Source organism: Anaerotignum lactatifermentans, from assembly GCF_016902535.1.
Lineage (GTDB): Bacteria > Bacillota > Clostridia > Lachnospirales > Anaerotignaceae > Anaerotignum > Anaerotignum lactatifermentans_A.
The window spans coordinates 73,280-79,483 of the sequence record NZ_JACSNY010000010.1 but is presented as its reverse complement, the minus strand read 5'-3'; the positions used below and the strand labels follow the sequence as shown (position 1 = coordinate 79,483).

Genomic DNA, 6,204 nt, shown 5'->3' with positions numbered 1-6,204 from the left:
CCTCCGGTTTTTTCGAAACCGGCAAACTCTTGTCATTTATCAGCAGAATCATCTGCCGTTGAATTGACTATGGGTTGTAAGTTTATTTCTGCTGTTCAGTTTTCAAGGATCAGTCTTGCTTTCCGCTTTTTAGCGGCGAGAAATATGTTATCACATTTCTCTTTGTTTGTCAACCACTTTTTATCATTTATTTTTTTGATGAAAAATGGCGGAGAAGGAGGGATTTGAACCCTCGCGCCGCTATTCACGACCTATCCGCTTTCCAGGCGAACCCCTTCAACCACTTGGGTACTTCTCCAAATGCTCTCATGATAAAAAACAGTTTTATGAAATTGGCGGAGAGAGTGGGATTCGAACCCACGGCCCCTTTCGGAGTCACTGGTTTTCAAGACCAGCTCCTTAAACCACTCGGACACCTCTCCGTATAGATTTAGTTTGCTTTTCTTGAACAGCGAAACCTTAAATAGTATATCGCAAACTCTTTTGTTTGTCAATACCTTTTTTATCTTTTTTTCTGCTGCGTTTTCGTTCATCGCAGGCAGTAGCAATACTATATCCCATCTTTCGACTTTTGTCAACACTTTTTTTCTAATTTCTTTTTTCTTTTTTCTTCTACCTTTTAATGCACCATTTTTCTCCTTACTCATAACGCCATAGCTGCCAATCCCCTCCCCCCCGTCTGGTAATTCTTCCCGATCCATGGTATAATATTTTTGCATATGTTGTTTCCCACTGTTGCTCCGCGAAAATCCGCAGGAATGATGGGAATGTTTTTTGCTTAAAAAAATTAGCTATCTTTTTTCAGTTTTTTAAGAGGAGAATCTTTTATGAAAACCGTTACCGATCGATTTTTAACTTATATTAAACAGCCTACCGCCTCAGAGGAAGGCTCCGCTCATTTTCCCAGCACAAAAGGCCAGCTTCAATTTGCCCTTGCCTTGGCGGAGGAATGTCGCCAAATGGGTCTGACCGAAGTAGAAGTGGATAAATACGGCTATGTCTATGCCACACTGCCTGCCACATGGGAAAAAGCGCCTGTCATTGGCTGGATTGCCCACATGGATACCAGTCCTGACGCACCGGGTCAGGGTGTTATGCCTCATATCGTCCAGTCCTATGACGGAGGCATTATCCCCCTCAACGGCATCACTCTTTCTCCGGAGGTTTTCCCCTCTCTGCGTGATTACATTGGAGATACCCTGATTACAACCGATGGCACCACACTGCTGGGGGCGGATGATAAAGCCGGTATCGCGGAAATCATGACGGCGGCGGAATATCTTCTGGCCCATCCGGAAATCCTCCACGGAAAAATTCGTATCGCCTTTACGCCTGACGAAGAAATCGGACGGGGCGCAGACCATTTTGATGTCAAAAAATTCGGGGCGGATTTCGCCTATACTATGGACGGCGGTAAATTGGGCGAATTGGAATATGAAAATTTCAATGCCGCCCGGGCTGTAATCCATATTCAGGGCAAAAGCGTCCACCCCGGCACAGCCAAAAATCTCATGGCCAACGCGGCACTCATTGGTACAGAAATCGCCTCTCTCCTGCCGGAAAAGGAGATCCCCGCCAAAACAGAAGGCTACGAGGGCTTTTTCCACCTCTGCTCTTTCGAAGGAAATGTATCGGAAGCCACATTGACCTATCTGATCCGCGACTTTAACAGCGATACCTTCGCCCATCGAAAAAATCTGCTGGAGCTGATTGTGGAACGGAAAAATATCCAGTACCCCAACGCCATCACGCTGGAGCTGCGGGATGAATACTACAATATGTCCTCTCAGATTCAGGATCATATGGAAATCATCGAACTGGCGAAAAAGGCTATGGAGCTTTGCGGCATCACACCCATTGTACAGCCTATCCGCGGCGGTACCGACGGCGCCCGACTTTCCTTTATGGGTCTTCCCTGCCCCAATCTTTTTGCCGGCGGCCTGAATTTCCATGGCCCTTATGAATATATTCCCGTTTCCTCCATGGAAAAAGCCGTGGAAATGCTGGTAAAAATCGCCGAGTTGGGAACAAGCCTTGACTTTAAAAAAAAGATGTGATAGGATAGGCACAGAAATACGCAAAACAGCGATGATTGAGTATATGGGCAAAGCTGGTTACAGCCGCAGAGAGCAGACCGGCCGGTGAAAGGTCTGCAGTACAGTATTTGTAAATTACGCCTCATGAGCTTTGCGCAGGAAATGGCGCAACGGTCGTCTTCCGTTACAAAGACCGAAAGATGTTTGTCTTTTGTAAAGATAAGCATAAATTAAGGTGGTACCACGGGTTCTCTCGTCCTTTGACGAAAGAACCCTTTTTTTGCGCGGAGCCTTCGCTGAAATACAAAAACCCAAATATCTCAGAAAGGATGTATCTAAAATGAATGCTTACGAAGTATTGAAAGAAAGAGGCTTTATTGAACAGCTGACACACGAAGAAGAAATCAAGGCCCTCTTTGAAAAAGGCGGTGTTACCTTCTATATCGGCATCGACCCCACCGCTGACAGCCTTCATGTAGGCCACTTCCTGACAGTTATGGCTATGGCCCATATGCAGCGCTGCGGCAACCGCCCCATCTGTCTGGTAGGCGGCGGCACCGCTATGATCGGCGATCCCTCCGGCAAAGCCGATATGCGCAAAATGATGACCGTAGAAACCATTGACCACAATGTCGCCTGCATCAAAAAACAGCTGTCTCATTTTATCAACTTTGATGAGGAAAACGGCGGCGCCATCATGGCAAACAACGCCGACTGGCTGAGAAACCTGAACTATATTGAATTCCTGCGTGATGTAGGCGTTCATTTCTCCGTAAACCGTATGCTGGCGGCAGACTGCTTTAAGACCCGTATGGAAAAAGAAGCCGGCCTGTCCTTCCTGGAATTCAACTATATGATTATGCAGGGCTACGACTTCTTTGAACTGAACAAAAGATACAACTGCACCTTGCAGATGGGCGGCAATGACCAGTGGTCCAATATCATCGCCGGTGTAGAACTGATCCGCCGCAAAACCGGCAAACCCGCTTACGGCATGACCTTCAAGCTGCTGACCAACAGTGAAGGCGTAAAAATGGGCAAGACCGTCAGCGGCGCTGTATGGCTGGACCCCGAAAAAACATCTCCTTACGAATTCTACCAGTACTGGAGAAATATCGGCGATAAAGACGTAGAAAAATGTCTGGCTCTGCTGACCTTCCTGCCTATGGATGAAGTTCGCCGTCTGGGCGCGCTGGAAGGCAGTGAAATCAACAAGGCAAAAGAAATCCTGGCATTTGAACTGACTAAGATCGTTCACGGCGAAGAAGAAGCAACAAAAGCACAGGAAGCCGCAAGAGCGCTGTTCGGCAAAGGCGCGGCTACCGCTTCCGCTCCTTCCACAGAGCTGCCTGCCGCTGATTTCGCGGAAGGTATGGATATCCTCACACTGCTGACCACCATTGGCGTTGTGCCTTCCCGTTCCGAGGGCAGACGTGCCGTGCAGCAGGGCGGCGTAAAGCTGGCGGAAAAACCCGTAACAGATGTAGACTTTAAAGTTACCACAGACCTGTTTACCGACGGCAAACTGCTGGTACAGAAGGGCAAAAAAACCTTCCACAATGTCATTCTGAAATAATTTCACAAACACATACAGGCACGGTGCCTCTTTCTATTCCACGAAAAAGGCCCGTGCCTGTTTTTATTTCTTCCCTTCTAAAATCATCTGCTCCAGTTCTGCCCAGTTTTCGGCGATCCGCTCCATCCCGGCCTCTTCCAGCCGTTTTCTACCCCGGAATCCCCAGTCCACGCCGATGCAGTCCATCCCAGCCGCCTGTGCCGCCGCCAGATCCACCTCTGTATCCCCCACAAAAACACAGTCCGCCGGTGTCAGTCCCATAGTCTCAGCCGCCGCCAGTATCATATCCGCCGCCGGTTTGGGCCGCAGTCCGTTTCCTTCTCCTAAGGCACACTCCAGCCGCTTTCCGAAATGTTTCCGACACAACTCCTTGGCGGCACTGTCAAACTTATTGGATACCACCGCCCGCCGGATTCCTTTCTTCCCCAATTCCTCCAGCATTTCCAGACATCCGCAAAAAGGCGCTGTCTTTTCCTCCATATGCCCTTCGTACCATTTTTTGTATTCCTCCAGCCTTTCGTCAAAGATTTCTCCTCTCCAGACTCCGCCGGAAGCCTGTTCCAGATAATAGGCGCTGCCCCTGCCCAGAAAATCCGCCATCTCACGGTATGTCCGCTCCGCCAGTCCGTATTTCCTCAAAATATAATTCATGCTGTCCGCTAAATCCCCCAGCGTATCCAGCAGTGTTCCATCCAGATCGAATATCGCGCCCCCATATGGTCTCATCCTTCTCTTCCTCCTTTGCTTTTTCTCCATGGTACTCCATCCTCCGACCTTTTTCAAGGAAATCCGTATACAGTGTTTTTTTCATTTCCGACACCCAATCCCTTGCCTTTTTGTCATACCAGCGTTATAATGTATTTAAAGTAATACATAACATATATTCACATAGAAATATATGTGCCCTCGGGCAAAGAAGGAGGAGATTCAAATGGTAAAAAAAGTTTTAATGTTGGCTGGGGATTTCACAGAAGATTATGAAACCATGGTACCTTTCCAGGCTCTGCAGGTTCTGGGTTATCAGGTTGATGTAGTTTGCCCCGATAAAAAAGCAGGTGACATTATCCGTACCGCAATTCATGACTTCGAAGGGGAACAGACATACTCCGAAAAAAGAGGTCATAACTTCGCTTTGACAGCTGACTTTGACGCTGTAAATACAGCTGATTATGTTGGTCTGTTCATCACCGGCGGCCGTTCTCCCGAGTACCTGAGACTGACACCCAGAGTAATCGAGATCGTTCAGGAATTCTTTGCTGCGAATAAACCAGTTGCCGCAATTTGCCACGGTCCTCAGATCCTGACCGCAGCCAATGTACTGAAAGGAAGAAAAGCAACCGCATATCCCGCTGTTGGCCCTGATATCACACTGGCAGGCGGCGAATATGTAGCTGTAGATGCTGATAAAGCAGTCGTAGACGGCAATCTGGTTACTGCACCCGCATGGCCCGGCGACTCCGCTATTGTCGCTGAATTCGCGAAACTCATGGGGGCAAAAATTGAGATCTGATCCATCAGGTCATCATATAACTTTTTGACATATCAAAAAGCCGACGCAAGCGTCGGCTTTTTCTTTTTCTCCATAAAAACGCAAAAAACAGCCGGAATCCTTTCTTTTCAAAAGGGCCCCGGCTATATTTGTTTTACTAAAAAATATCCCAAAGAACAGCCTTCTCTTTTACGCTCTCGGATGCGCTTTGGCATATACGCTCTTCAATTTGTTCTCCGTCAGCTTCATATAGATCTGTGTGGTGGAAATATCGGAATGTCCCAGCATCTCCTGCACCGCCCGCAGATCGGCGCCATTTTCGATCAGATGGGCCGCGAAAGAATGACGCAGCACATGCGGGGTAATGTCTTCCTGAATCCCGGCCTGTCCCGCATAACTCTTTACAATCTTCCAGAAGCCCTGTCTTGTCATGGGCTTTCCGCTGTAATTCAGAAAAACACAGTTTTCCGACGGATCGCGCAGCAGCTCCAACCGCCCCTTTTTCAGATAGACCCATAAAGCCTCCTTGGCCTTGGAACCAATGGGGATCATCCGGCTCTTGCCGCCCTTCTGACAGCGGATATACTCAAAGGATAAATTGACATCCTCCATCTTCAAGGATACCAGCTCTGATACCCGGATACCCGTGGCATAGAGCACCTCCAGCATCGCTTTGTCCCGCATGCCTCTGGCGTCCGTTGCTTTGGGCTGTTCCAGCAGCAGCTCCACCTTTTCCAGAGAAAGAACCGCGGGCATCTTCCGCTGGGCCTTAGGCGCCTCTATTTCCGCGGCGGGGTTTTCCGAAACACTGCCGCAGCGCATCAGATAATAGAAAAAAGACCGCACGGAAGCGATACTGCGCGAAACCGTCGCAGCGGCCTTCTTTTCCTTCTGCAGTTCGTAAACGTAGGCCATAATATTGGTGCGGTTGATCTGTGCCGCATCCTCAATGCCGATGCCCTCCATAAATCGAAAAAACCCCTTCAAATCTCTGATATAAGACTGAATGGTATTTTCAGAGGACTTTTTTACTTCCCGAAGATAACCTGTGAAATCCGCTAAATCCTGTTTCATAAAAAATGAACCCCTTCTTCCCTAATTCA

General features: G+C 48.3%; 6 protein-coding genes and 2 tRNA genes. 4 read left to right on the top strand and 4 right to left on the bottom strand.

The features are described from left to right. Window positions 1–228 (top strand): hypothetical protein (locus H9X84_RS09080; protein ID WP_205134036.1); only part of this gene is annotated, 228 nt, incomplete at its 5' end. Here H9X84_RS09080 and H9X84_RS09075 read toward each other — a convergent pair. Together H9X84_RS09075 and H9X84_RS09070 are read right to left on the bottom strand one after the other, a co-directional pair. Next, window positions 207–298: transfer RNA gene (locus tag H9X84_RS09075), tRNA-Ser, on the bottom strand. The two genes, H9X84_RS09080 and H9X84_RS09075, sit on opposite strands and share 22 nt — an antisense overlap. A 35-nt stretch (window positions 299–333) precedes the next feature. Next, window positions 334–422: transfer RNA gene (locus tag H9X84_RS09070), tRNA-Ser, on the bottom strand. 405 nt (window positions 423–827) lie between these two features. On the opposite strand from H9X84_RS09070, the gene pepT reads away from it, so the two are divergent. Continuing rightward, entirely contained in the window at window positions 828–2,057 is a 1,230-nt protein-coding gene (pepT, locus tag H9X84_RS09065) for a peptidase T (RefSeq protein ID WP_205134035.1), read from the top strand. A gap of 319 nt (window positions 2,058–2,376) precedes the next feature. Then, window positions 2,377–3,612, top strand: coding sequence for a tyrosine--tRNA ligase (gene tyrS / locus H9X84_RS09060; protein WP_205134034.1), 1,236 nt, complete (start codon window positions 2,377–2,379; stop codon window positions 3,610–3,612). A 63-nt stretch (window positions 3,613–3,675) separates the two neighbouring features. On the opposite strand, the gene H9X84_RS09055 is transcribed toward tyrS, so the two are convergent. Next, window positions 3,676–4,338: an HAD family hydrolase gene (locus tag H9X84_RS09055; protein ID WP_205134033.1), complete on the bottom strand. Its 663-nt coding sequence runs from the start codon at window positions 4,336–4,338 to the stop codon at window positions 3,676–3,678. Between the two features lie 205 nt (window positions 4,339–4,543). On the opposite strand from H9X84_RS09055, the gene H9X84_RS09050 reads away from it, so the two are divergent. Continuing rightward, window positions 4,544–5,122 carry a DJ-1/PfpI family protein gene (locus tag H9X84_RS09050; protein ID WP_205134032.1) on the top strand — a complete coding sequence of 193 codons (579 nt, stop codon included), beginning with the start codon at window positions 4,544–4,546 and terminating at the stop codon, window positions 5,120–5,122. A gap of 168 nt (window positions 5,123–5,290) precedes the next feature. Here the strand turns inward: H9X84_RS09050 and xerD are convergent, their stop codons facing one another. After that, a complete protein-coding gene (xerD, locus tag H9X84_RS09045; RefSeq protein ID WP_205134031.1) occupies window positions 5,291–6,175 on the bottom strand; it encodes a site-specific tyrosine recombinase XerD in 885 nt (294 codons plus the stop codon). Between the last annotated feature and the right edge of the window lie 29 nt (window positions 6,176–6,204).

Excerpts from the sequence above, each read along its gene's own strand:
- pepT (WP_205134035.1), top strand. The coding sequence starts at position 828 with ATGAAAACCGTTACCGATCGATTTTTAACTTATATTAAACAGCCTACC.
- tyrS (WP_205134034.1), top strand. The coding sequence starts at position 2,377 with ATGAATGCTTACGAAGTATTGAAAGAAAGAGGCTTTATTGAACAGCTG.
- H9X84_RS09055 (WP_205134033.1), bottom strand. The coding sequence starts at position 4,338 with ATGAGACCATATGGGGGCGCGATATTCGATCTGGATGGAACACTGCTG.
- H9X84_RS09050 (WP_205134032.1), top strand. The coding sequence starts at position 4,544 with ATGGTAAAAAAAGTTTTAATGTTGGCTGGGGATTTCACAGAAGATTAT.
- xerD (WP_205134031.1), bottom strand. The coding sequence starts at position 6,175 with ATGAAACAGGATTTAGCGGATTTCACAGGTTATCTTCGGGAAGTAAAA.